This window comes from Actinocrinis puniceicyclus, assembly GCF_018283645.1.
Lineage (GTDB): Bacteria > Actinomycetota > Actinomycetes > Streptomycetales > Catenulisporaceae > Actinocrinis > Actinocrinis puniceicyclus.
In genome coordinates this window covers 1-420 of the sequence record NZ_JAGSXH010000400.1, presented here as the reverse complement: position 1 = coordinate 420, position 420 = coordinate 1, and the positions used below count along the sequence as shown (strand labels likewise).

Annotated in this window: 1 protein-coding gene; it reads left to right on the top strand. The window is 62.9% G+C overall.

All coding sequences use genetic code 11. The features are described 5' to 3' along the window. Window positions 1–420 (top strand): aconitase family protein (locus KGA66_RS29475; RefSeq protein WP_211472932.1); only part of this gene is annotated, 420 nt, incomplete at both ends.

Here is a 420-nt window from a genome sequence, read left to right as displayed (position 1 = left end):
GCCGAATACGCTGCCGTCATCGAGATCGACCTGGCCGACATCCACGAGCCGATCGTCGCATGCCCGAACGACCCGGACGACGTGAAGACGCTGTCCGACGTGGCTGGCGCGAAGATCGACGAAGTGTTCATCGGCTCGTGCATGACCAACATCGGTCACTTCCGTGCCGCGTCGAAGCTGCTGGAAGGCAAGCGCGACATTCCGGTCAAGCTGTGGGTGGCGCCGCCGACCAAGATGGACCAGAAGCAGCTGACCGAAGAAGGTCACTACGGCGTGTTCGGCACGGCCGGTGCGCGTACCGAAATGCCGGGCTGCTCGCTGTGCATGGGTAACCAGGCACAGGTGCGCGAAGGTGCGACGGTCATGTCGACGTCGACGCGTAACTTCCCGAACCGTCTGGGCAAGAACACGAACGTGTAC